Origin of the sequence: Mycobacterium asiaticum DSM 44297, assembly GCF_000613245.1 — a bacterium.
GTDB lineage: Bacteria > Actinomycetota > Actinomycetes > Mycobacteriales > Mycobacteriaceae > Mycobacterium > Mycobacterium asiaticum.
Genome location: NZ_HG964937.1, coordinates 722,338 through 745,399 on the forward strand (window position 1 = coordinate 722,338; position 23,062 = coordinate 745,399).

At 64.8% G+C, this 23,062-nt stretch carries 17 protein-coding genes and 1 pseudogene; 13 read left to right on the top strand and 5 right to left on the bottom strand.

The window, feature by feature from the left end:
* Nucleotides 1-2: 2 nt before the first annotated feature.
* Nucleotides 3-935 (bottom strand): cysteine synthase A, encoded by a 933-nt coding sequence (cysK, locus tag BN972_RS13775; RefSeq protein WP_036358770.1) that lies wholly within the window; start codon nucleotides 933-935, stop codon nucleotides 3-5.
* Nucleotides 932-2,215: a thioester domain-containing protein gene (locus BN972_RS13780; protein WP_036358772.1), complete on the bottom strand. Its 1,284-nt coding sequence runs from the start codon at nucleotides 2,213-2,215 to the stop codon at nucleotides 932-934. The genes cysK and BN972_RS13780 overlap by 4 nt, the downstream gene beginning before the upstream one ends.
* A gap of 359 nt (nucleotides 2,216-2,574) precedes the next feature.
* Between BN972_RS13780 and BN972_RS13785 the strand changes: the two genes are divergently transcribed.
* The 13 genes and pseudogenes from BN972_RS13785 (at nucleotide 2,575) to BN972_RS13845 (ending at nucleotide 16,480) form a co-directional block, all read left to right on the top strand.
* Nucleotides 2,575-3,510, top strand: coding sequence for a family 2A encapsulin nanocompartment shell protein (locus tag BN972_RS13785; protein ID WP_036358774.1), 936 nt, complete (start codon nucleotides 2,575-2,577; stop codon nucleotides 3,508-3,510).
* Nucleotides 3,497-5,377, top strand: a complete 1,881-nt coding sequence (locus tag BN972_RS13790; RefSeq protein ID WP_036358777.1) for a family 2A encapsulin nanocompartment cargo protein cysteine desulfurase — start codon at nucleotides 3,497-3,499, stop codon at nucleotides 5,375-5,377. The genes BN972_RS13785 and BN972_RS13790 overlap by 14 nt, the downstream gene beginning before the upstream one ends.
* Before the next feature lie 218 nt (nucleotides 5,378-5,595).
* Nucleotides 5,596-6,363, top strand: coding sequence for an MlaE family ABC transporter permease (locus BN972_RS13795; RefSeq protein ID WP_036358779.1), 768 nt, complete (start codon nucleotides 5,596-5,598; stop codon nucleotides 6,361-6,363).
* 249 nt (nucleotides 6,364-6,612) lie between these two features.
* Nucleotides 6,613-7,459 (top strand): annotated as a pseudogene (locus BN972_RS13800) (ABC transporter permease).
* 15 nt (nucleotides 7,460-7,474) lie between these two features.
* Complete coding sequence (locus BN972_RS13805; protein WP_051545437.1) at nucleotides 7,475-8,743, top strand: MCE family protein; 1,269 nt, start codon at nucleotides 7,475-7,477, stop codon at nucleotides 8,741-8,743.
* Nucleotides 8,740-9,780 carry an MCE family protein gene (locus BN972_RS13810; protein ID WP_051545439.1) on the top strand — a complete coding sequence of 347 codons (1,041 nt, stop codon included), beginning with the start codon at nucleotides 8,740-8,742 and terminating at the stop codon, nucleotides 9,778-9,780. Before BN972_RS13805 ends, BN972_RS13810 begins: the two co-directional genes overlap by 4 nt.
* Nucleotides 9,777-10,949 carry an MCE family protein gene (locus tag BN972_RS13815; protein WP_148305396.1) on the top strand — a complete coding sequence of 391 codons (1,173 nt, stop codon included), beginning with the start codon at nucleotides 9,777-9,779 and terminating at the stop codon, nucleotides 10,947-10,949. The genes BN972_RS13810 and BN972_RS13815 overlap by 4 nt, the downstream gene beginning before the upstream one ends.
* Complete coding sequence (locus tag BN972_RS13820) at nucleotides 10,946-12,250, top strand: MCE family protein (protein WP_036360818.1); 1,305 nt, start codon at nucleotides 10,946-10,948, stop codon at nucleotides 12,248-12,250. The genes BN972_RS13815 and BN972_RS13820 overlap by 4 nt, the downstream gene beginning before the upstream one ends.
* Nucleotides 12,247-13,368: an MCE family protein gene (locus BN972_RS13825; RefSeq protein ID WP_036358782.1), complete on the top strand. Its 1,122-nt coding sequence runs from the start codon at nucleotides 12,247-12,249 to the stop codon at nucleotides 13,366-13,368. Before BN972_RS13820 ends, BN972_RS13825 begins: the two co-directional genes overlap by 4 nt.
* On the top strand, nucleotides 13,368-14,831 hold the full coding sequence (locus BN972_RS13830; protein WP_036358785.1) for an MCE family protein: 1,464 nt from the start codon (nucleotides 13,368-13,370) through the stop codon (nucleotides 14,829-14,831). The genes BN972_RS13825 and BN972_RS13830 overlap by 1 nt, the downstream gene beginning before the upstream one ends.
* Nucleotides 14,832-14,847: 16 nt before the next feature.
* A complete protein-coding gene (locus tag BN972_RS13835) occupies nucleotides 14,848-15,426 on the top strand; it encodes a hypothetical protein (protein WP_036358788.1) in 579 nt (192 codons plus the stop codon).
* The gene (locus BN972_RS13840; protein ID WP_036358792.1) at nucleotides 15,423-16,007 is read left to right on the top strand and encodes a hypothetical protein; all 585 of its coding nucleotides are present in this window, start codon (nucleotides 15,423-15,425) and stop codon (nucleotides 16,005-16,007) included. Before BN972_RS13835 ends, BN972_RS13840 begins: the two co-directional genes overlap by 4 nt.
* The gene (locus BN972_RS13845) at nucleotides 15,977-16,480 is read left to right on the top strand and encodes a CAP domain-containing protein (RefSeq protein WP_036358796.1); all 504 of its coding nucleotides are present in this window, start codon (nucleotides 15,977-15,979) and stop codon (nucleotides 16,478-16,480) included. The genes BN972_RS13840 and BN972_RS13845 overlap by 31 nt, the downstream gene beginning before the upstream one ends.
* Here the strand turns inward: BN972_RS13845 and BN972_RS13850 are convergent.
* From BN972_RS13850 to BN972_RS13860, 3 genes are all read right to left on the bottom strand, one after another.
* Entirely contained in the window at nucleotides 16,477-18,123 is a 1,647-nt protein-coding gene (locus BN972_RS13850) for an NAD-dependent malic enzyme (RefSeq protein WP_036358800.1), read from the bottom strand. The two genes, BN972_RS13845 and BN972_RS13850, sit on opposite strands and share 4 nt — an antisense overlap.
* 51 nt (nucleotides 18,124-18,174) lie before the next feature.
* Nucleotides 18,175-18,438, bottom strand: a complete 264-nt coding sequence (locus BN972_RS13855) for a hypothetical protein (RefSeq protein WP_036358804.1) — start codon at nucleotides 18,436-18,438, stop codon at nucleotides 18,175-18,177.
* A gap of 115 nt (nucleotides 18,439-18,553) precedes the next feature.
* Entirely contained in the window at nucleotides 18,554-22,630 is a 4,077-nt protein-coding gene (locus BN972_RS13860) for a bifunctional nitrate reductase/sulfite reductase flavoprotein subunit alpha (protein WP_036358808.1), read from the bottom strand.
* Between the last annotated feature and the right edge of the window lie 432 nt (nucleotides 22,631-23,062).

Below are 23,062 nucleotides of genomic sequence, written 5' to 3' on the forward strand. Positions count from 1 at the left end.
GGTTAGTCGTTCAGATCGGAGAACAGGACGGTGCTCAGGTAGCGCTCGCCGGACGAGGGGAGGACCACGACGATCAGCTTTCCGGCATTCTCGGGTCGGCGCGCCACCTCAAGGGCGGCCGCGACAGCCGCGCCTGAAGAGATCCCGACCAACAGTCCTTCCTCCTTGGCCAAGCGTCTGGCCAGGGTCAGCGCGTCCTCGTTTTCGACGGTGACGACTTCATCGACCAGTCCCATGTCAAGCACCGGCGGAATGAATCCCGCGCCGATGCCCTGAATGGGGTGCGGGCCTTTCTGGCCGCCGGAAAGCACCGGGGAGGCGGCCGGCTCTACGGCGATGAACTGCACCGACGGCTTGCGCTCCTTGATGGTCTGCGCGACGCCGGTGATCGTGCCGCCGGTGCCGACTCCGGAGACGAAAATGTCGATCTTGCCGTCGGTGCCCTTCCAGACCTCCTCAGCGGTGGTGACGGCGTGTACGGCCGGGTTGGCCGGGTTCTCGAACTGCTGCGGCATGAAATAGCGTTCGTCGCTCTTGGCCAGTTCCTCGGCCTTGGCAATGGCACCCGCCATCCCTTCGGGGCCGGGTGTCAGGATCAGCTCGGCGCCGTAGGCGCGCAGCAGGATCCGCCGCTCGATGCTCATCGTCTCCGGCATGGTCAGCACCAACTTGTACCCGCGGGCAGCTGCCACCAGGGCCAATGCGATGCCAGTGTTGCCGCTGGTCGGCTCGACGATGATGGTGTCCGGCTTGATGAGGCCCGCCTTCTCGGCCGCGTCGATCATCGCCACCCCGATGCGGTCCTTCACGCTGCCGGCCGGATTAAACGATTCCAGCTTGGCGACCACGTCTGCCACCGCACCATCGGTTACCCGGCGCAGTCGGACCAGCGGCGTGTTTCCGATCAATTGTGTGATGTTCTCGGCGATGGTCATGCACACTCTCCAACGATGTCGGCGCGGGCCTGGTCGGCCTTCCAGGTGATGTCAATCTCCATTGTCACGTGCCTGGGGGTGGTTAGGGCAACCGGCGTAAGGCGCTGGGCCGGTCCGGCGAGCGCAACGCCGGTCAGCACCGGGCCGCTCACCTGCTGCACAGGGGTTGCTGTCAATGTCGCCGCGGACACATCGGATGAGCGCCGGATGTAGAAATCGGTGCCGGGACTGACAACGCCGACGAGGGTCGAGCCGTCGGCGTCGACCAGGTCCTGGCCACCGGCCACGGTCAGGGTCATCGGGACACCCACCTGGAAAGGCCCGACGAGATCCGAGTCCGCGAAGGCGGCCGTGTCAACGAGTGCCGGTCCGGCCTGGGGTAAAGCGGTATACGCGCCGGCAAGCAGATAGTTGTAGAGGTGCACGATGCGCTCGGCGTTCCGGTACTGCCTGGACCCGGTCAGCCGGAAGTCGACGTGGTCGATTATCGGGGCGACCGACGTGTCGGCCTCGTTGATCAGACGGTAGAAACGGTAGCCGCACGCACCGCGGCCGTGATTGCTGGTCGACGTGGTACTGCCGACACCAAGGGTGCGTCGGTAGCAACCTTTGCCGGCACCGGTCTTCAGCACTGAGCCGGAGATGTCGTGCCAAACGACACCGTCGATGGACTTCTGCAACCGCACGCTGGTTGCCGTCGAGGTCCACACCGAGTAACCGCCGAGTTGAGGCTGTCCCTCGAATTCGAAGGTGAGTGCCGGTCCGGGGCCCCGGTTGACGGCGATCGGCGCGTTGAGCGGTCGGGTATCCAGGGTCAGACCGTTGGTGAAGTGCCAGACCGCCGCCTGCGTCGCGGCGATTGCCTCGTGCTCGCTGATGTTCCCCGCTCCCAGGGGGTAGCCGGACCGGCGCAATTGCTGGCTCACGTCGGTGAGGGAGCGCATGGGGTAGGAATGCCGGAGAATCCAGTCCACTTCACCCTCGCAGGCACGGTCGTGCAGGTGCGGCAGAGCAGACCAGTCCTCCAGTCGATAGGGCGACGGGTGGTGGGGCGCAATGCCGGTGAAATCCAAGGAGTAGGCCTGCAGGTTGGGATTGAGCCTGATGAGGTCGGTGCGGGCGGTGGTGCCATCGGTGAACACGATCTTGTCGACGGTGTGCGAGTAGGTACCGCCGCGATAGCGCGTCATCCGGGCCAACTCGACGGCCGGCCGCACCCGGGTATGTCTACGGGTTGTCACCGTTGCCGCTGAGCGGGTGGGGATGGACAGGACTGTCATGAAAGGTTGCTCTTCCTGAGAGGGGTAACGCGCATCACGACGCCACAAACGGGCGGAGCGCAACGATTGCTGAACGGCTAGACGGCGTCAGAAATCAACAGGAACAACAACAACAACATTCCACGGCGAGACAGCGCGTAACGACGAAGCGCAGCTGTACGGCCTGTTGCATGCCACCACTATAAGCCATCAGGGTTCCGCCCTGACGTGGGACGATTGAGCCGTTCGGCTCAGCCGCGGTTTAACCCTTGGATCGTGCGAGACCGGCCGCTTACGCTCGGCGCGCGGTCGCTCAGGCGGTGGGGCATGATGGCTCTGCTCGATACCGCAAGTCTGAATCAGGTACGGGAAGGACGACGATGGCCACTTCATCTCAGGGGGCACAAACCGAGTCACAGGCTCTCGGCGACCTTGCTGCCCGTCAGCTCGCCAACGCCACAAAGACCGTTCCGCAGCTTTCGACGATCACGCCGCGTTTCCTGTTGCACCTGCTCAGCTGGGTGCCGGTGGAGGCCGGTATTTATCGCGTCAACCGAGTGGTGAACCCCGAGCAGGTGGCGATCAAGGCGGAGGCCGGTGCCAGCATCGACGAACCGCTGCCAGAGACCTATGTTGACTACGAAACCAGCCCGCGCGAGTACACGTTGCGCTCCATCTCGACGTTGCTGGATGTCCACACCAGGGTGTCCGACCTCTACTCGAGTCCGCATGACCAGATCGCCCAGCAGCTTCGGCTGACTATCGAGACCATCAAGGAGCGGCAGGACTTCGAACTGGTCAACAACCCGGAGTACGGGTTACTTGCCCAGGCCACTCCGGAGCAGACCATTCAGACACTGGCAGGTGCCCCTGCCCCCGACGATCTGGATGCCCTGATCACCAAGGTGTGGAAGACGCCCAGCTTCTTTCTGACCCACCCGCTCGGTATCGCGGCGTTCGGCCGGGAGGCCACCTACCGGGGTGTGCCGCCGCCAGTCGTGAACCTGTTCGGCGCGCAGTTCATTACCTGGCGCGGGATTCCGCTGATCCCGTCGGACAAGGTGCCGGTCGAGGACGGCAAGACCAAGTTCATCCTGGTCCGCACCGGCGAGGAGCGCCAAGGCGTCGTCGGACTGTTCCAGCCCGGCCTGGTCGGCGAGCAGGCTCCGGGGCTGTCGGTGCGGTTCACCGGTATCAACCAGTCGGCCATCGCGACCTATCTGGTCACGCTGTACACGTCGCTGGCGGTGCTCACCGACGACGCGCTCGGGGTGCTGGACGACGTCGCCGTGGACCAGTTCCATGAGTACAAGTGAGTACCGGTCGGTAGACGCCGAAAGCGACCTGCCCGTCAGTGCCGCTGAACTCGCGGCGTTAGCCAGCCAGTTGTACGCGGCCAGCATCCGCCCGGGCCCCGACAGCCCGCCGCAGGCCACTCAGTTGGCCCCCCGTGGGAACCTGCCGGACACGACGGCCGCGACGTCTGGCGGGCGGACCGCTGCTGGAACCTCCGATCCGTTCCCTAATCCCGTCCCGCTGCTCAACTACTCGGATACATACGTGCCGGCGCCGACCTCGCCGGGGCCCGAGGGCGCACCGCCCCAGACGGTGCCGGTGGCTCCGCGCGGCAACGCGCCGGACACCACCGCGGCGCCGTCGACGGGGGAGGCCGGTGCCGCTGTCGCCGATCCATTCCTGCCGCCCGGTGTCGCCGATCTAAGCGCATTCTCCGTGCCGTCCGGCATCGTGCCGACGCTGCCCGGTGTGCTGGCCGGTGCACCGCCGACCGTCCCGGTGGCCCCGCGGGGCTCGACGCCGGGCTGGCTAGCTCAGGCACCGTCGGTGGCAGACCTGGGTTGGTCCGATGCGCCCGCGGTGGAACGGCCCGGCGACGAGGCCGACTATCACTTCTTGACCAGGCGCGAACCGGTGCCCCAACTGCGCGACACCCACGAGGTGTTCGACGTGAACGCCGTGCGTGCCGACTTCCCGATACTGCGGGAAACCGTGAACGGAAAGCCGCTGATTTGGTTCGACAACGCGGCGACCACGCAGAAGCCGCAGGTGGTGATCGACCGGCTGGCATACTTCTATGCCCACGAGAACTCGAACATCCACCGGGCGGCCCACGAGCTGGCGGCGCGTGCCACGGACGCCTACGAGGAAGCCCGCGACACGGTACGGCGGTTCATCGGAGCCCCGACCGCCGAGCAGAACATCTTCGTGCGCGGTACCACCGAGGCCATCAACCTGGTCGCCTACGCCTGGGGTGGGAAGCATCTGCGGCCCGGCGATGAGATCGTCATCACCCACCTGGAGCACCACGCGAATATCGTTCCGTGGCAACTGCTTTCGCAACAGACCGGTGCGGTGCTGAAGGTCGCGCCGGTGGACGAAGCGGGCAACCTGCTGCTGTCGGAGTTCGAAGATCTGCTGGGCCCGAAGACCAAACTGGTTGCCGCAACGCATGTCTCCAACGCGCTGGGCACGGTGACGCCGGTCGAGAAGATCGTCGAGCTCGGCCATCGCTACGGGGCGCGCGTGTTGATTGACGGCGCGCAGTCGATCCCGCACCTGCCGATCGACGTCGCTGAACTCGGGGTCGACTTCTTTGTGTTCTCCGGCCACAAGATCTACGGCCCGACCGGAATTGGCGTGCTGTACGGAAGCGAGGAGGCGCTGGCCGAGACCCCGCCGTGGCAGGGTGGCGGGAACATGATCGCCGATGTCACCCTGGAACGGTCCCTGTATCAGGGGCTGCCTAACAAGTTCGAGGCCGGGACCGGCAACATCGCCGACGCCGTCGGGCTCGGCGAAGCGCTGCGCTACGTCGAGCGGGTCGGCATCGAGCGCTTGGCGGCCTACGAGCACGCGCTGCTGGAATATGCGACGCCGCGCCTGGCCGACATCCCGGGTGTCCGGCTGGTGGGTACCGCCGATGAGAAGGCCAGCGTGCTGTCATTTGTGCTGGCCGGACACGAGCCGCTCGAGGTTGGTAAGGCGTTGAACGCCGAGGGCATTGCCGTCCGCGCCGGACACCACTGTGCGCAGCCGATCCTGCGACGCTATGGTCTGGAGGCCACGGTTCGTCCCTCGTTCGCGTTCTACAACACGTTCGAGGAGATCGATATCTTTCTGCGCGCGGTGCGCCGGATCGCCGAAGGGGGCGCCACCGTAGGCTGAGCCCTTTGCCGGTTCCACGTTTGTTTTCCGGGTGATTGCAAACCTGGGAAACGGTTCAGCTTGCTCGTAAGCTCGCCACGTGCCTCTATCCACATTCCGGCGACGCCACTTGGCGCACCTGGTGGATCCCGTTAAGCCATTGCGGGACAAGGCATTACGGACCGTCACGATTTTTTTCGTGACTTCGGTGTAAACGGGGCGGGGGGGTGAGCAGGCCAATGAACACAGCAGCGATCGCAAAGCCGATGAACGCGCTGGGCGAGTTTTTCAGGCTTTGCGCCGAAACCTTCGTGGTCATGGTGCGACGGCCGTGGGCCTGGCGCGAGATCCTCGAGCAGATCTGGTTCGTCGCCCGGGTGTCGATCTTTCCGACGATCATGTTGTCGATTCCGTACACGGTGCTGATCGTTTTCGTGCTGAACATCCTGCTCGTCGAGATTGGTGCCGGCGACCTCTCCGGTGCGGGCGCGGGTCTGGCGTCGGTGACTCAGGTAGGCCCGGTCGTGACGGCCATGGTTGTCTCGGGGGCCGGTTCGACCGCAATGTGCGCCGATCTCGGCGCGCGCACCATCCGCGAGGAAATAGACGCGATGCAGGTCATCGGCGTCAACCCGATCCAAGCGCTGGTGGTTCCTCGGGTCATCGCGGCCACCTTTGTGGCGGTGCTGCTGTACTCGGTGGTGGCCGTCACTGGACTGGTCGGCAGCTACATCTTCGTGGTCTACGTCCAGCACGTGACGCCGGGCGCCTTCGTGGCAGGGATGACGCTGCTCACCGGGTTGCCGCAGGTGGTGATCTCGCTGATCAAAGCGACCTTGTTCGGCATCTCCGCCGGCCTGATCGCCTGCTACAAGGGTTTGTCGGTGGGCGGTGGGCCGGCCGGTGTCGGAAGCGCGGTGAACGAAACCGTGGTGTTCTCGTTCATGGCGTTGTTCTTCATCAACATCTTGACCACGGCGCTCGGCGTGAAGGTGACCGCCAAATGACCCCGCCGGCGACGATGCAGAGCGCAGCGATGCTGAGGAGCGGCGCAAAGTGACCGCCAGCGACGATGCAGAGCGCAGCGATGCTGAGGAGCGGCGCAAAGTGACCGCCAGCGACGATGCAGAGCGCAGCGATGCTGAGGAGCGGCGCAAATGACGGGCGGCGTTGCACAGCGCAGCGATGCTGAGGTGCGGGGCAAAATCACCGCCGGCAGCGATGCAGAGCGCAGCGATGCTGAGCAGCGGCGCAGAATCACCGGCCTCGCACAGGAACCCTCGTGGTTGGCTTCCCTCGGCCCCAGGCTGGTCGCTTACACGCGCCAGTTGGGCGAACAGACCGCGTTCTACGGGCGGTCGCTGGTCAACATCGGTGAGGCGGTGCGCCGCTACCCGGGCGAACTGCTGCGGCTGATCGCCGAGATGGGCATGGGCACCGGCGCGCTGGCCGTGATCGGCGGCACCGTCGGCATCATCGGCTTCCTGACGCTTACGACCGGCGCCCTGGTCGCGGTGCAGGGCTACGACACGCTGTCCAATATCGGTGTCGAAGCGCTGACTGGGTTTTTGTCCGCGTTCTTGAACGTGCGGATGATCGCGCCCTGCACCGCCGGCCTGGCGCTGGCCGCCACCATCGGCGCGGGTGCCACCGCGCAGCTGGGCGCGATGCGGATCAACGAAGAGATCGACGCGCTGGAAGTGATGGGGATCCGCGCCATCACCTATCTGGCCTCCACCCGGATCATTGCCGGTGTCCTGGTTGTCATTCCGCTGTATGCCGTGGCCGTGCTGGCGTCGTTCATCGCGGCCAAGTTCCTGACGATCTCCGTCTACGGACAGTCGCGCGGTGTCTACGAGCACTACTTCGCCACCTTCCTGCACCCCAACGACCTGCTGTGGTCCTTTCTGTCCGCGCTGACGATGGCCACCGGCGTGATGGTGGTGCACACCTACTACGGGTTCACCGCGTCCGGCGTCCGGCCGGGGTGGGGAGGCGGTCGGTCGCTCGGTACGGTCATCGATGATCGTCACCGCCTTTGTCTGCCTGATGATTTCGCTGTCGGTCTACGGGCAGCACGGCAACTTCAACCTGTCGGGTTAGACCGGGTAGGACGAAGTGAGCAACCACGTCGCCGATGGAGCCCTGCGGCCGAACAGGGTCCGCGTCAGCAGGATTGACCCAGTCTGGTACGCGCCCACCCTGTTTCTTGTCATTGCGGGTCTGATCGCGATGACCGCGGCATCCTTTTCGGGCAAGTTCCAAGAGAGCATTCCGCTGACCCTGGTTTCGGACCGGGCCGGACTGGTGATGGAACAGGGCGCCAAGGTCAAGCTGCGCGGGGTGCAGGTCGGCCAGGTCGGGTCGATCGGCACCGACGTGAAAGCCGCTCAGCTGCAATTGAAGATGGACCCAGGAGCTTTCAAATTCCTGCCGAGCAATGTCGAGGCCGAGATCAGGTCGACCACCGCGTTCGGGGCCAAGTACGTCGACCTGATCGTCCCCGAGCATCCCAGCCCCGTACCGCTCAAGCCCGGCGCGGTGTTGCACTCCCGCAATGTGACCGTCGAAGTCAACACTGTCTTCGAGAACCTGCAGTCGCTGGTCCAGGCCATCGACCCGGCGAAGCTCAACGCAGTGTTGTCAGCTTTCGCTCAATCGGTGCGCGGCAAGGGAGATCGGCTGGGCGAGGCCATCACCGACACCAACAACCTGCTGTTAGCCGTCAATCCCCGGCTGGGAACCATCCATAAGGACTGGAAACTGTTCGGCAAGACCGCCGCGGCTTATTCCAATGCGGCGCAGGACATTGCGTCGATCCTTGATTCGGCTGCGACCACCAGCACGACGATCAGCGAGAACCAGCGATCACTGGACGCGCTGCTGTTGTCGGCAATCGGCTTCAGCCAGACCGGGATCAACGTCATCGGCCGCAACGAATCCAACATCGTGCGGGCGATCAACGTTCTGGACCCGACGACGCGGTTGCTGGAGATGTACTCCCCGACCTACACCTGCCTGTTCCAGGGCTCGCAATGGTACGTCGAGCATGGTGGCCGACACACCATGGGCGGCAACGGTTATTCGTTCATCATGGACGCCGGCCTGCTCTTCGGCGACGACCCGTACCGGTACCCCAAACACCTGCCCAAGGTCAACGCCACCGGTGGCCCCGGCGGCAAGCCGAGCTGCGGATCGTTGCCCGATCCGAGCGCCAATTACCCGGTGCGGGCATTGGTCACCGACACCGGTTGGGGCACCGAGCCTAACGAGATTCGGACCAACCTCGCCGTCGGTAATCCGTGGTGGTCCAACTACTTCCCGACCACCAAGAACCCTCCCGAGCCGCCGCGCTACTTCTACCGTGGGGGGCAGCCGCCGCCATGAGTAAAGAAGGACGCCCGAGCCTATTCAAAATCTGGTCCCGTGTCGCGTTGTTCACGGTGGTCTGCCTGGTATTCACCTTCGCCCTAATCGCGGTGTTCGGGCAGCTGCGTTTCGACGATCGAAGCAAGTACTACGCGGAGTTCACCAACATCTCCGGGTTGAAGTCCGGCAACTTTGTCCGCATTGCCGGGGCGGAGGTCGGCAAGGTCGGAGAGATCAACCTGCGCCGCGACGGCACGGTGCGCATCGACTTTTCGATCGACAAAGGCCTGCGGCTCACCGAAGGCAGCCGGGCGGTGGTGCGTTACGAGAACCTGATCGGTGACCGCTATCTGTCCCTGGAGCAAGGCGCGGGGTCGCCCCGACGGTTGGCGCCAGGCGGGACGATTCCGCTGGGGCGCACGGCGCCGGCCCTGGATATCGACGTGTTGATCGGTGGGTTTCGGCCGTTGTTCCGGGCGCTGGACCCCGAGCAGGTGAACGCGCTGTCGGGTGAGTTGCTGCGAATTTTCCAGGGCCAGGGCGGCACGGTGTCCTCGGTGCTGGCGCAGACCGCGACGCTGACCTCGACGCTGGCCGGGCGCAGCGAGTTGATCGGCGAGCTGATCAACAACCTCAACACCGTGCTGCACACCTTCGCGACCCGCGATCACGAATTCTCCGAAGGCCTGGACAAATTGGTGGAGTTCGTCGACGGCCTCGCGCAACGAAAGAGCGACATTTCTACCGGGCTGGCCTACGTCAACGCGGCCGCCGGGTCGATCGCCGACCTGCTTGTCCAAGCGCGCCAACCGATCAAGGACGTGGTGCACGAGACCGACCGCATGTCCGCGCAGGTGCTGGCCGATCGTGACTATGTGGACAACCTGCTCAGGACCCTGCCCGACGTGTACCAGGTGTTGTCCAGGCAGGGCCTCAACGGTGACTATTTCGGCTTCTACTTCTGCGAGGTATTGCTGAAACTCAACGGCAAGGGCGGCAACCCGATCTACGTCAAGCTGGTCGGGCAACCCTCGGGGCGGTGCACGCCACAATGAGCCGTTTCGGAGGGAAACCCGGTAAAGGCCGCAGCCCAGTGATGCTGGGCGTGATGGGCACGGTGATCGTGACCTGCGTGGTGATCGTGGCCTTCCAATACAACAAATTGCCGTTCGTCAACGGCTACAACGACTATGCCGCTTACTTTTCCGAGGCCGGCGGCATCAAGCCGGGCAACCAGGTCCGGGTTTCCGGCGTGGGCGTTGGCAGGGTTTCTGACATCCGGTTGGACGGCACCAAAGTTCGGGTCGGCTTCACCGTTCGCAAGAGTGTCGAACTCGGCGATCGCACCGAGGCGGCGATCAAGACGGAAACCATCCTCGGTTCGAAAATGCTTGAGTTGACGCCACGCGGTTCGGGTCGGTTGCGGGCCGCCATCCCGCTGGAACGCACCACGTCTCCCTACGATCTGCCCGACGCGCTGGGCGACCTCACCACCCAGATCAGCGGTCTGGACACCACCCAATTGTCCTCGGCGCTAACCACTTTAGCCGACACCCTGCGGGAGACGCCCGGGAACCTCAGGCCCGCGCTGGAGGGAGTTGCCCGGTTCTCGGACACCCTCAACAACCGGGACGCGCAGTTGCGCAGCCTGTTGGCCAATGCCAACAACGTGTCCGGAGTGTTAGGGCGACGCAGCCAACAAATTGCGGGCCTGGTGTCCAATTCCAATGCCCTGCTGGCGGCGCTGCTGCAGGAACGCGCTTCGATCGACGCCCTGATGAACAACATCACCGCGGTGTCCCACCAGATTTCGGGTCTGGTCGAGGACAACCGTACCCAACTCAAGCCCGCGCTCGACAAGCTCAACGGTGTGCTCGAGGTACTGGACAACCGCAAGGAAGAGATCCAGCGGACACTGCCCAAATTCAAACGCTACGCAATGTCTTTCGGTGAAGTGTTGGGATCGGGTCCCTTCTTCAAGGCTTACGTCGCGAACCTGGTGCCCGGCCAGCTCAGTGGTCCGATCCTCGACTCGCGGATGTATGACCGTTATTTGGACCCCAACCAGCATCTGCCGTCGGAGTCGGTGGACCCGCCGACCGGCACCCCACCCGTCCCGCCCGAAAACGCGCCGGTGCCGCTGTGGTCCCAACCACCGTCACCCGGACCCGCGCCCGGGCCGCCGCCCGAGCCGGCTCCGGCCGGCGGAACGGGGGCGCCGTGAACATCAACCGCAACATCCTGCGGACAGTGACCGCGGTCAGTCTGATCGTCACGCTGCTCGGTGCTTCGTTCATCGTCGGAAAGAAGCTGTGGAAAGAGGTCGACAAGAACACCTATTCCGCGTACTTCCCGCATGCGAACGGCCTGTTCGCGGGCGACGAGGTCCGCATCCTCGGGGTCGGGGTCGGGACGATCGACAAGATCGAGCCACAACCGACCAGCACCAAGGTGACCTTCTCCGTCGACAAGCAATACCCGATTCCGGCCGACGCCCGGGCGGTGATCCTGTCGCCGTCGCTGGTGACCTCGCGCGCGATCCAACTCGTCCCTGCCTATTCCAGTGGCCCGAAATTGGCTGCCGGCGCGTCGATCCCGATCAACCGCACCGCGGTTCCGATCGAATGGGACGACTTCCGCCGGCAACTGGAGAAACTGACCGAGTCGCTGCAGCCCACCGGTCCGGCCGGGGTGAACTCCCTGGGCCAATTCGTCAACTCCACGGCGGATAACCTACGAGGTGAGGGTGACACCGCCCGGGACACCATCATCAAACTCTCCCAAGCGATCTCGGCACTCGGTGACCACGCCGACGACATCTTCAGCACGGTGCGCAACCTACAGCTGCTGGTCTCGGCGCTGTCCTCCAGCAGCGATCTGCTGGCGTCGTTCAACCAAAACCTGGCCAGCGTGACGACGGTGCTGTCCAACACGCCCAACGAGGTCGCGAATGCGGTGCAGAGCCTGGACGGGGCGCTAGACGATCTACGCGGCTTCCTCGCCGAGAACCGGGAATCCATCGGCTTGACGTTCGACCGGTTCACTTCGATCACCACCGCGCTCAACGACAGCCGCGCCGATATCAAACAGATCCTGCACGTGGTGCCGACGGTCTTCCAGAACTTTGTGAACATCTATCAGCCGGCGCAGGGCGCGATGACCGGCATCATCGCGCTCAACAACTTCGCCGACATACCCCAGTGGATCTGCAGTTCCATCGAGGCGGCTTCGCGACGCGGACTGGACCGGGTCTCGAAGCTGTGCCTGCAGTACGTCGAGCCAATCATCAAGAACCGCATCTACAACTACATACCGGCGGGCATCAACCCGTTCGTCGGGCCGCAGGCCCGCCCCGGTGAAATCACCTACAGCGAGGACCGGCTCCGGCCCGGCTACGCTCCGCCCGAGGCGCCCCCACCACCGGAGGCGCTGCCCGCCGAGCAGCAGCCGGCACCGGCGCCGACCGTCTCGGATCCGAGTTTGGGACTGCAGGGCCTTATGGTTCCGCAAGGTGCCGGATCATGAAACGCGCCATCATCGCAACGCTCAGCGTCTGCTGCATCGCCGTGCTGCCGGGATGTGACTGGCACGGCCTGAACTCGCTGACCCTGCCCGGTACCTCCGGCGGGGGACCCGGCTCGTACACGATCCAGGCGCAGCTGCCCGACGTGGTGAACATCCAGGAGAACACCCGGGTCCGGGTGGACGATGTGAACATCGGCAACGTCACCAAGATCGAGGTCCAGGATTGGCATGCGCTGGTCACCATGCGGATCAACGGTGACGTGCGCCTGCCGGCCAACGCGACCGCCAAGATCGGCCAGACCAGCCTGCTGGGCTCCATGCACATCGAGCTCGCCCCGCCTAAGAATGAGCTGCCCGTGGGCCAGCTTAAGAACGGGTCGGTCATCCCGCTGGCGCACGCGAGCATGTACCCGACCACCGAACAGACCCTGGCCTCGGTGTCGGTCCTGCTCAACGGCGGCGGTCTGGCTCAGCTGCAGGAGATCACGCAGGCGGTCGCCAAGGCTTTCGCTGGCCGCGAGAACGACATGCGCAGTCTGCTGCACCAGCTTGACGAATTCATCGCCGGCACGAACGACCAGACCGACGACATCATCGCTGCCGCAGAGAATCTGAACTCGCTGGCCGGCCAGTTCGCCGCCAAGGACCAGGTTGTCGACCGGGCGTTGCTGACCGTGCCCAAGGCGCTGGCCGTGCTGGCCAAGGAACGCACCCAGATCGCCGATGCGATCGATCAGCTCGGCAAATTCAGTGCGATCGCGGCCGATACGGTCCGCCAGAGCAAGGAATCTCTGGTCAACAACCTGCGCCAGATCGCACCGGTGCTGCGCAAGCTTGCTGACGCCGGCCCGTCACTGACCAAGGGCCTGGACGGGTTGGCCACCTATCCCTGGCCGACATCGACGGTCACCAACTGGTTCCGGGGTGACTACGCCAACCTGACGATGATCGTCGATCTGACGTTGAGCCGCATCGACACCGGGATTTTCACCGGCTCGCGTTGGGAGGGCAATCTCACCCAACTCGAACTGCAATGGGGCCGCACCATCGGCATGCAGCCCAGCCCCGCCACCGCGGGTAATCCGCTGACCTACCCCTACCACTTTGAGGGGTACTGATGCTGCGCCTGAACCGCAAGACCTGGATCCAGTTGGCGATCCTGTCGGTTGTCACCGTGGTGTCCTGTGGCGCGATGGCATTCAATTACATGCGACTCCCGGAGACCCTGTTCGGCATCGGCCAGTACAACGTCACCGTCGACCTGGCGCAGTCCGGCGGGTTGTACGAGAACTCGGTCGTCACCTATCGCGGCACCGATGTGGGCCAGGTGAAGTCGGTCAACGTCACCGCGACCGGGGTGCGGGCGGTGCTGGCCATGCGCTCCGGAGTAAAGGTACCGTCCGACGTTCAGGCATCCGTGCACAGCCGCTCGGCGATCGGTGAGCAATTCATCGAGCTGACGCCGAAAACCGATGAGGCACATGGCCGACCGCTGCGCGACGGTGACGTCATACCTGCGGGCCGGGTCGATGTGCCGGTCGACATCGGCCGGCTGCTGGACATGACAAACCGTGCGCTGCAGGCGATCCCGCGAGAGAACTTGCGCACGGTGATGGACGAGGCGAACCGGGCGGTCGGCGGGCTCGGGCCCGAACTGTCCCGGATCGTCGACGGATCGGCGGCGCTGGCCATCGCAGGGGGCCGCACCATCGACCCGCTCACCACCCTGATCGACCAGTCCCCACCGGTGCTGAATTCTCAGGTGCAGACCTCGGACGCGATTGCGACGTGGGCGCACCGAACCGCCGCCATCATGGCCCAATTCCAGGCGCAGGACGCCGCGCTGCGAGACCTGTTGACCCAGGGGAGTTCCGGGCTCGAAGAGGGCCGCGCCCTGTTCGACCGGGTCGCCCCCGCGGTGCCCACGCTGATGGCGAACCTGGTGAGCCTGGGCGACATCGCGCTCGTCTACCGCCATGACATCGAGCAGATTCTGGTGTTGCTGCCGCACGGCATCGCCGTCATGGCGGGGTCGCTGGTGCCCAACGCCAACACCAAGCAGGACTACACCGGCTTCTACCTGGATTTCAATCTCAACATGAACCTGCCGCCGCCCTGCACCACCGGCTTCCTACCGCCGACTCAGCGACGCTCACCGGCCAGCGTGGACGCACCGGACCGGCCTGCGGCCGAACTGTATTGCCGGCTGCCGCAGGACTCCGAGCTCAATGTGCGTGGTGCACGGAACATTCCGTGCGAGACCAAGCCTTGGAAGCGCGCTCCCACTGTGGAGTTGTGCGAGAGCGACGAAGAGTACGTGCCGCTCAACGAGGGCTACAACTGGAAGGGCGACCCGAACGCCACAACCACCGGCCAAGGGGTGCCGCAATATCCGCCGGGGCAGGACCCACGACTGCCACCGCCGCGCGGTACTGCGCCGCCGCCCCCGCCGGTGGCGGTGGCGACCTATGACCCGGCCACCGGTGACTACGTCGGACCCGACGGGCACCGCTACACCGAGTACGACCTGGCGCACCCGCGTGCCAAGAACTGGCAGTCACTGCTGGTGCCGACCCCGTAAGTATCGGAGGAACAACATGTCCGAAGAGCCGGAAGCCCCGGTGGATGAAGCTGTCGAGGACACCGAGGCCATCGAGGAAGCCTTGGACACCGCGGACGAAGTGCCCCGGCGACGGCTTCCTGGCGCCCGAAAGGCTTTGATAGCCGCCGGACTCGTGGTGGCGGCACTGGCCGGCCTGACCGGCTGGCTGGGATGGGGCGCTTACCAACAGCACCAGGCACAGGTCAAACGCAACTTGTTCGTGCAGGTCGCCCGTCAAGGCGCGGTGAACCTCACCACCATCGACCACACCGAGATCGAGTCCGACGTGCAGCGAATCCTCGACCTCGCCACCGGCGCATTCCGAGACGACTTCGAACGCCGGTCAAAGCCGTTCATGGAACTCGTCAAGGCCGCCCAGTCGAAATCAGAAGGGACCGTCGTGGATGCCGGACTGGAATCCGAGCACGGCAACTCGGCACAGGTGCTTGTTGCCGTGGCGGTGAAGTCGCGGACGGCGGGTGGCGAAGAGGCGCCGCGGGAGTGGCGCATGCGGATCGAGGTGACGTCGGTCGGCGACGACGCGAGGATGTCTAACGTGGTGTTCGTGCCATGACCACACTCAGCGAAATCGACGAAGACCTCGAAATCGAGGACACGGTCGAGGATTACGAAGACGGTCAAGTTGAGCCGGACCGGCCCAGGAAACAGATCAACTGGTCGCGGGTGTTCGCCGTCGGTGTGCTGCCCGCGCTGGCGTTGCTGCTGGCGCTGGCGGCGGGCTACTTCAAATGGGTAGCGGTCTCCGGAGCCGAGGCGGCGTTGGCCCGTACCGAATCGATGCGGGTCGCCAGCGAAGACGCGGTCGCGCTGTTGTCCTACAGCCCCGACTCGGCGGAGAAAGATCTTGGGGCCGCGCGTGATCGGCTGACCGGCGACTTCAAGGACTCCTACACTGAGCTGACCCGCAAAGTTGTCATCCCCGGCGCCAAGGAGAAGCGCATCTCTGCGGTCGCGAAAGTCAATGCTGCCGCGTCGGTTTCAGCGTCCGCCCGCCATGCCGTGGTCCTGCTGTTCGTCAACCAGACCGTCACGATCGGGGACGGGGGCACTCCCACCGACACCCAGCCGGTGGTGCGGGTGGTTCTGGAGAAGGTCGATAACCGATGGCTGGTTTCGCACTTCGACCCGGTGTGACGCGTCTGCTGCCAGCCGCCGTGATCCTCACGGCGGCAGCGGCATTGACCATCCCCGCCGCGCACGCCGACAATAAGCGCCTCAACGACGCCGTCATCTCCGGCGTCTACACCACCCAGCACCGGGCCGGCTGCACCAACGACGTCATCAGCAACAATGCGCTCACACTGGCCGCGCAATGGCATGCCGACGACATGCTCGGCAACCGGAACATCAACGACGACATCGGCTCTGACGGGTCGACGCCGCAGGATCGGGCGAACGCCGCCGGCTTCCGCGGCAAGGTCGCCGAGACCGTGGCGATCAACCCCGCGATCGCGATCAGCAGCGTCGAGTTGTTCAACCAGTGGTACGACAGCCCGGACTACCTTGCGATCATGCGGGACTGCGCCAATACGACGATGGGGGTGTGGTCGGTGAACAGTTTGGACCGCACCGTCGTAGTCGCCCTGTATGGGCAGCCGGCCCGTTAGTCGTACCTCGGAGCCCACATGGCCTCAAGGATTGCCCGCCTGACGTCGTCATGGGTTTTTGTCGCGACGCAGTCGGCCACCGCGGCGTGATAGACCGCCTCGGCGACGGTCGCCGAAATGTCGCGGAGGTTCTGCACATCGGGTAGTAGCGAATCACCTCGCGCTACCGGGTCCGCCTGTTGCGCAACCGCTTTCGCCGAAGCAAGCAGCATCGACTGGGTGAGCCGCCGGGCGCCGGCAACAATAATGCCCAGGCCGATCCCGGGGAACACCAGCACATTGTTGGCCTGACCGATGGTGTAGGTGGTGCCGTCGTGTTCGACGGGTACGACCGGGCTGCCCGTGGCCACCAGCGCTGCGCCGTTCGACCACTGAATCAGGTCGCTCGGTATCGCCTCCATCCGCGACGTCGGGTTGGAGAGCGGAAAGATCATCGGCCGCGCACACCGTGCCGTCATCGCCTCGACCACCTCACGGGTGAAGGCTCCCGGTACCGCCGAGCAGCCCAGCAGCACCGTTGGCGACGCAAGCTCGATGGCTTCGAGCAGTCCTACATGCTGGCCGGCGGCCACCCCGAGGCGTTCGCGGTTCTTGGCGTACGGGACCTGGAAGTCACGCAGGTCGCCCATGTCGTCGAATAACAGTCCCGGCCGGTCGATCGGCCAGATCTGGGCGGTGGCCTGCTCGACCGTGGCGCCGTCGGCGACCATCGCGTCGCGGATCTGATCCGCGACCCCCAGCCCAGCCGTGCCCGCGCCGAACACGACGATGCGCTGCTCGCGTAGGGGGACGCCGCTGGCCTTGGCTCCGCCGTAGACCGCACCCAGCACCACCGCGCCGGTACCCTGCATGTCGTCGTTGAACACCAGGTAGTCGTCGCCGTAGGTCTGCAGGATCTTGCGCGCGTTGGTCGGACCGAAGTCCTCGAAATGCAGGATCGCGTGCGGAAACAGCCGGTGTGCCGTCTCGATGTAAGCCCGGACGAAGTCGTCGTACTCCGGGCCCCGGCGCCGTGGGTGCCGGTTGCCCAGATAGAAGGGGTCCTGCAGCAGTTGTTCGTTGTCGGTGCCGACGTCCAGCGAGACCGAGATGCAGCGCCGCGGGTCGATCCCGCCACCGGCGGTATACAGCGCCAGCTTGCCGACCGTGATCTGAATGCCGCCGACACCCCAGTCGCCGATCCCCAGGATCGCTTCGGCGTCGGTGCACACGATCAGGTCGATGTCGTCTGGACCCTGCCCCAGCGTCTCGAACGCCTCGGCGATCTCGTGGGGCGCATCAATGCTCAGAAACAGCCCGCGTTGCCCGCGGTACTCGTCGGAGAACCGCTGGATGGCCTCACCGACGGTAGGCGTGTACACCACCGGCATGAGCTCCGGCAAATGTTCAGTCAGCACTTTGAAGTAGAGCAGTTCGTGGCGGTAGTGCAGCTGCTCGAGCAGCAGATTGCGGCCCAGATCGGTGGCCATGCTCTGCAGCTGATGCCACACACGGTCGGCCTGCTGCTCGAGGGTCAACACCGCGGCGGGTAGCCGGCCCGTCAGACCGAGCTGGCGCCGTTGTTCGTGGGTGAACCCCACCCCGCGATTGAGGCTGGGCGTAGACAGCGCCGCCGGAAACCGTGGCACGCAGGCATCGCTCATCGCCAACTCCGTCCGTGACCGGGGATGTCAGGTCACGGTAGCGCCCGATACCTAGGTGGTGGAGACGGAACGATCCGCTTCTTCGCAGGCGCACACCTGCGCGACGTCACGGGTTTGGCGCCGCAGCAGGGTCCCGCGCCGGAGCCTGCGGTATTGCGCCATGACCTTCTCGCGCTGATTCTGCGAAAACGCCAGGTCAAGGTTGACCGGAAAACCCGCCCAATCGACCTGGTCAGTGCCGTTCTTCGAGCGGCAGTGCAGGGGACAGGCGGTGTTGATCGCGGTTCCGTTGGAACCCTCTAAGTCCCGAGCCACGTGTACGACCCTCCCTAGAGCCCGCAAATCTCTTGGGTGAATGGTGCGACTCCAATGTTTCAGCGACTGGTGCCTGACGTTTCCGTCAAATTACGGATTTACCCAGAAGCTATCGTTAATACACGTCGCGGTGGTACCGCTTGTCCGCGCTCAGCGACTGCACAAAGGCCCGCGCCGCGTCGGCGTCGAGTTTGCCGTGTTCGGCCGCGATATCGCAGATCGCTTGGTCGACATCTTTGGCCATCGGGTCCGCGGTGCCGCACACATACAGTTGGGCGCCGTCCTGCAACCACCGCCACAGTTCGGCCCCGCGCTTGCGCATGAGGTGCTGCACATACACCTTCTCGCGCTGGTCCCGGGAAAACGCCAGGTCCAGTTCGGTGAGCAGGCCGTCCTTGTGCATTGCTTGGATTTCGTCGCGGTAGTAGAAGTCGGTGGCGGCGTGCTGCTCGCCGAAGAACAGCCAGTTGGGGCCCGTGTGGCCGAGGGCCCGTCGTTCCTGCAGGAAGCCGCGGAACGGGGCGATGCCGGTGCCCGGACCGACCATGATCATAGGCGTCCGTGGATCGGTGGGTGGCCGGAAGTTCTTCGAAGTCCTTACATAGACTGCGATTTGATCGCTGGGGGAGCGGTCCGCGAGGTAGGTCGAGCACACCCCGCGGCGGGCCACGCCTCGGAAGTTGTAGCGCACCGGAGAGACGGTCAGGTGGATCTCGCCCGGGTGCTCCTTGGGGCTGGACGAGATCGAGTAGAGCCGCGGCTGCAGCGGCTTGAGTACGGTGAGCCACTCGTCTACCGTCGCCGACACCGGCGCCTGCACGAGCAGATCGACCGATTGCCGACCCCATGCCCAATCCGCAAGCCTCGCTTTGTTTTCCGGCCGCATCAATTCGGCGAGTTTTCCGGCCGCGTCAGCGTCAACGGTGCGTTCGCGGACGAACCGCAGTAGGTCAGGGGACAGGTGGGCGATCTCGAAACGGTCAGTCAGCGCTGCGCGCAACGACATTGAGCCGTGGTCGGCGATCTCCACTTCCGTGTGGCCGTCCAGGCCGGTGACGGCCAACCATTCCTCGACGAACTCCTCGTTGTTGTGCGGCCACACCCCGAGCGCGTCGCCGGCCTGGTAGCTGACCGTATCCGCGGGGACGTCGAACACCAGCTGCCGGACGTCTTTCGCGGAGCGCGGCCGACTGAGCGTGGTGTTGCGGATGACATCGGTGACCAGGGGACGTTTCTTGGAATACTTCTTCGGCGCACAGACCGGCTGGGGGAGTTTGGAAGTTTGCTGGGTCAGGACTCGCAGCACGTTGTCCAGCCACCGGCCGGCGGGCTCGTCGTAATCAGGTTCACAGTCGACACGGTCGGTGATGCGGGTCGCACCAAGCTCCCGTAGCCGGGCATCGAGCTTGCGTCCGTGCCCGCAGAAATCGTTGTAATTAGAGTCGCCCAGTGCGAGGACCGTGTAGCGGGTGTCGGGCAATTTCGGTGCGTCGGGGGCGGTGAGCGCCCGCCAGAGGGCGGCGCCGTTGTCCGGCGGGTCGCCGTCGCCGGTGGTGCTGGTGATCAGCAGCAAGTCTCGGGTCTCGTCGAGCGCGGTGACCGGGAAATCGTCCATGCCGTGCAGCGCGACGGTCAGGCCGGCTTCGCCGAGGCGTGCGGCGATGTCGGCCGCGAGCTCCTCGGCGTTACCGGTCTGGGAGGCCCACAGCACCACGATCGATGGTTTTTCCGGCGCGTCCTCGGTGGGAGCCGGCGTCCGGGACAGCATTCCCGCCAGCACGCCGTCCAGCCACAGCCGGGTGCGGGTGTCGAACGGAGCGTTGAGCGGCACGGTGGGCTGGCCGGTCATCGGCCGTCCGGCCTCGAAGCGCAGGCCGGCCAGCAGCCCGGCCAGATAGGCGCGGCCGTCGGCGTCGATTTCGGGGATCGGTTCGGCGGCGACGCCGAGGAACTCGGCGATGGCGTCGATCTGGGCCAGGCTGACCTCGGGTGCCTGGTGAATCGTGTCACTCGGTGTGGTTCGTTCGGTGGTAGCGACCTTGGTGAGGGTGACCGCGCAGGCCTTGTATTCGGGTTGACGGGATATCGGGTCGACGGCGTCGCTGGTGACGGCGTTGATTGAGAGGTATTCACCGAACACGTCATTCCAGTGGAACGGGGCGAAGCAGTCGCCGGGCCGTACCCGATCGGTGACCACAGCGGGCAGCACGGCGCGCCCGCGCCGTGAGGCGATCTCCACCCGGTCGCCCTCGCGGACCTGCAGGCGGGCCGCGTCTTCGGGGTGAATCTCGACGAACGGTCCGGGGTTGAGCTTATTGAGTTTGGCGATCTTGCCGGTTTTGGTCATCGTGTGCCATTGGTGTGGCAGCCGGCCGGTGTTGAGCAGGAACGGATAATCGGTGTCCGGCATTTCTTCTGGCAGCAGGTGCGGCCGCGCGTAGAAGACAGCACGACCGTCCGGCGTCGGGAAGGCAAGCCGCGGGATCTGACCGTCGTCGCGAACGACTCGGCCGTCGTTGAGGTAGCGGATCGGGTTGCGGTCGGAAGCCCCGGGCGGGCACGGCCATTGCACCGGTGTTTGACGGAGTCGCTCGTAGCTGATGCCGCGGAGGTCGTAGCCGGTCTTGGGGTTCCAGAACCGCTTGATCTCTTCGAACACCTCTTCGGCGGAGGTGTAGCTGAACGCGTCCGAATAGCCCATGGCGCAAGCCATCCGGGCGATGATCTGCCAGTCCGGTAAGGCTTGGCCGGGGGCTGCGACCGCCGACTGCGAAAGGGTTAGGTTGCGTTCCGAGTTGACCATCACGCCGTCGGATTCCGTCCACAGCGTGGCGGGCAGCAAGACGTCGGCGTACTCGTTGGTCTCGGTCTCCAGGTAGGCGTCCTGGGTGATCACCAGCTCGGCCTTTTCCAGCCCGGCCAGCACCGTCCTGCGATTGGCAACGGTGGCAACGGGATTGGTGCAGATGATCCAGCAGGCCTTGATTTCGCCGTCGGCCATGCGGGAGAACATATCGATCACGCCGTCACTGACGTCGGTGCGCAACGAGCCGCGCGGGATGCCCCACTGGTCCTCGACGAACTCGCGGTCTTCGGAGCTGGTGACGGTGCGCTGACCCGGTAAACCCGGTCCCATGTAACCCATTTCGCGGCCGCCCATGGCGTTGGGCTGCCCGGTCAGGGAGAAGGGACCGCTGCCCGGTTTGCAGATGGCGCCGGTGGCGAGGTGGAGATTGCAGATCGCGTTGGTGTTCCAGGTGCCGTGCGTGCTCTGGTTGAGGCCCATCGTCCAGGCGGTGATCCAGTTTTCGGCGGTGCCGATCCAGCGGGCCGCGGTGCGGATGTCTTCGGCTGGGATGCCGGTGATTTCACTAACCCGTTCCGGGGTGAACTGCTCGAGGAAGCTGGGCATTTCCTCCCAGCCGGTGGTGAACTCAGCGATGAACTCGGGATCGGTGTGCCCGTTTTTGACGATCAGGTGCAGTAATCCGTTGAGCAGCGCCAGATCCGTGCCCGGGGCGATCTGCATGAACAGGTCGGCTTTGGCGGCGGTGGCGGTGCGGCGCGGGTCGACGACGATCAGCTTGGCGCCCGCCTTGACCCGTTCCATCATGCGCAGGAACAGGATTGGGTGGCAGTCGGCCATGTTGGCGCCTATGACGAAGAAGACGTCGGCTTGTTCGAAGTCCTGGTAGGAGCCGGGAGGTCCGTCAGCGCCCAGGGAGAGCTTGTATCCAGAGCTGGCGCCGGCCATGCACAGTCGCGAGTTGGATTCGATCTGGTTGGTACCGAGGAAGCCCTTGGTCAGCTTGTTGGCGAGATACTGGGCTTCCAGGGACATCTGTCCGGAGACGTAGACCGCGACCGCGTCCGGGCCGTGTTCGTCGATGATGGTGCGCAACCGATTGCCGGAGTTGGTGATCGCGGTGTCGACGTCGACGGGTTCGAAGGGCTGGCCGCGCTCGTTCCTGAAATACGCCGTAGCGGCGCGGCCCGCCGCGTTTAGAAAGTCAGCCGTGGTAGCACCTTTGGTGCACAAGCGGCCGAAGTTGGCCGGATGGTCGCTCTGCCCAATCGATTTCGTGATGTGACGACGACCGCTTTCGGGATCTGTTGTGATCTGCAACACCATCCCGCAGCCGACACCGCAGTAGGCACACACGGTGCGCACGGCGTCCCTGTCGGACTGCATGGTTGTTGACGTCCTTTCCGAATGGCGCGCGGGGGTATGCGCAAAATCCTGCGGCAACGATGTTTCGGCACGGCACGTTCCAGGTTTCCGCGGTTTTACAGAGTTCTCGCAGTGGTTTGGTAGGGAGTGTGCGTCCTGGGAAAAGCGCTGGAAACCGGTGCGTGCATCCCGGTCGTCGTCGACCGGCGATCTGCGGCCAGGCTACCCACGGCCGGAGGCTTCTTAAGCCGTATACCTGCGGTTTTAATCAGATCGGGGGGACATTCACAGTCTTTGTCAAGGCGCGTTCAGGGTTGGAGTGTTCGGAAAGTGTTGCGCACGAGGGAGTTTGTGGGGGTTTGTGTTCGGCGTCACATTGGTCACACCAGTCACTGCCAGGGAGCACCACTCTTTGTGCCCGGCTTGTAGCGACATTGTCGCTGGGGGCAGCGG

Bases quoted from the DNA above. Each gene is read 5' to 3' on its own strand.
- cysK (WP_036358770.1), bottom strand. From the start codon at position 935: ATGACCATCGCCGAGAACATCACACAATTGATCGGAAACACGCCGCTG.
- BN972_RS13780 (WP_036358772.1), bottom strand. From the start codon at position 2,215: ATGACAGTCCTGTCCATCCCCACCCGCTCAGCGGCAACGGTGACAACC.
- BN972_RS13785 (WP_036358774.1), top strand. From the start codon at position 2,575: ATGGCCACTTCATCTCAGGGGGCACAAACCGAGTCACAGGCTCTCGGC.
- BN972_RS13790 (WP_036358777.1), top strand. From the start codon at position 3,497: ATGAGTACAAGTGAGTACCGGTCGGTAGACGCCGAAAGCGACCTGCCC.
- BN972_RS13795 (WP_036358779.1), top strand. From the start codon at position 5,596: ATGAACACAGCAGCGATCGCAAAGCCGATGAACGCGCTGGGCGAGTTT.
- BN972_RS13810 (WP_051545439.1), top strand. From the start codon at position 8,740: ATGAGTAAAGAAGGACGCCCGAGCCTATTCAAAATCTGGTCCCGTGTC.
- BN972_RS13815 (WP_148305396.1), top strand. From the start codon at position 9,777: ATGAGCCGTTTCGGAGGGAAACCCGGTAAAGGCCGCAGCCCAGTGATG.
- BN972_RS13825 (WP_036358782.1), top strand. From the start codon at position 12,247: ATGAAACGCGCCATCATCGCAACGCTCAGCGTCTGCTGCATCGCCGTG.
- BN972_RS13830 (WP_036358785.1), top strand. From the start codon at position 13,368: ATGCTGCGCCTGAACCGCAAGACCTGGATCCAGTTGGCGATCCTGTCG.
- BN972_RS13835 (WP_036358788.1), top strand. From the start codon at position 14,848: ATGTCCGAAGAGCCGGAAGCCCCGGTGGATGAAGCTGTCGAGGACACC.
- BN972_RS13840 (WP_036358792.1), top strand. From the start codon at position 15,423: ATGACCACACTCAGCGAAATCGACGAAGACCTCGAAATCGAGGACACG.
- BN972_RS13845 (WP_036358796.1), top strand. From the start codon at position 15,977: ATGGCTGGTTTCGCACTTCGACCCGGTGTGACGCGTCTGCTGCCAGCC.
- BN972_RS13850 (WP_036358800.1), bottom strand. From the start codon at position 18,123: ATGAGCGATGCCTGCGTGCCACGGTTTCCGGCGGCGCTGTCTACGCCC.
- BN972_RS13860 (WP_036358808.1), bottom strand. From the start codon at position 22,630: ATGCAGTCCGACAGGGACGCCGTGCGCACCGTGTGTGCCTACTGCGGT.